This is a genomic window from Priestia sp. KCTC 13724 (assembly GCF_056820425.1).
This window is the reverse complement of sequence record NZ_JBXDLD010000159.1, coordinates 1-1,103: the sequence shown is the minus strand read 5'-3', so window position 1 is coordinate 1,103 and position 1,103 is coordinate 1. Positions and strand designations below refer to the sequence as shown.

The following is a 1,103-nucleotide window of genomic DNA, read 5'->3' as shown; positions in this document are numbered from 1 at the left end:
TTCACTATAAAAAATGAAAAGAGCCTCAGATTGACGAGAACCTTACAGGTTTCTCGTCAATCTGAAAAAAACTCTCCATAAAAGGAGAGTTTTTTTATTTTGTAGCTGCAAAATAGCGTGAGATACCTTCTGCAATACCACGAGAAACTTGCTGCTGATATTGTTCTGTTGCAATACGATCTTCTTCACTTGGATTAGATACAAACCCAAGTTCAACAAGAACGGAACGCTTATTATTATGTTTTAATACATAGAAGTTAGCTTGTTGAGCACCACGATCTCTCATATTTGTGTGTTGCACCATGCTCTCTTGAATGTATTTTGCAAGTTCTTGATCACGAGCTGAATAGTAATAAGTCTCAATTCCAGTAGCGGATGAGCTTCCTGCATTATAGTGGATGCTAACGAATGCATCAGCTTCGCTTGCGTTGCTGATTTTTGTTCGGCCATCTAACGAAATGAAAGTGTCGTCAGAACGAGTAAATAGTACAGTACCACCTGCGCTTTCAACTTGTGCTGCTACTAATTTAGCTGTTCTTAGTGCTAGGTTCTTTTCAAGCTCGTCTTGACCAACGGCTCCTGGATCATGACCACCATGACCTGGATCAATAACAATTAACTTCTTTTCTAAACCTGAAGTTGGGTTTGTTACTTCACCTGGTGTTGAAGGTGCTTCAGTACTCGTTAGTCCTTTTGATACCCAAGCCGTTTGAGAACTAGAATATTGAATTTGAACCCAACCATTTGACTCAGCTACTTTATTAAATGACTCCCCGACTTGTGCTACGCGAAGAATGCTTGCACTTAAACTTGGCTGCGTACGTAGGTTAGCAGCTTTCGTAATTGTAATCTTTTCAGTTGGGTTGTTTGTTTCAGGCTGGTCAGAGCCTTCTTTTAAGTATTTGTTGGCAACCCAGCCAGTTTTACCGTTACTCGTTTTAATCTGTGACCAGTCTCCGTTTTCTTTAATCACGGTTACTTTGGCATTGCGCGGCAAGATGGTAACGATGGAAGCTGAAGTGCTAGCGGCAGAGCGAACGTTTAAAGAGCTAGCATTCACGGTAGCTTGCTTGGAAACAGACGTACCCCCACTTTCAGAAGAA

Annotated in this window: 1 protein-coding gene; it reads right to left on the bottom strand. The window is 41.3% G+C overall.

The window, feature by feature from the left end:
* Nucleotides 1–94: 94 nt before the first annotated feature.
* Nucleotides 95–1,103: N-acetylmuramoyl-L-alanine amidase family protein (locus AC1UFB_RS17695; protein ID WP_482589613.1), on the bottom strand; the 1,009-nt coding region annotated here is incomplete at its 5' end.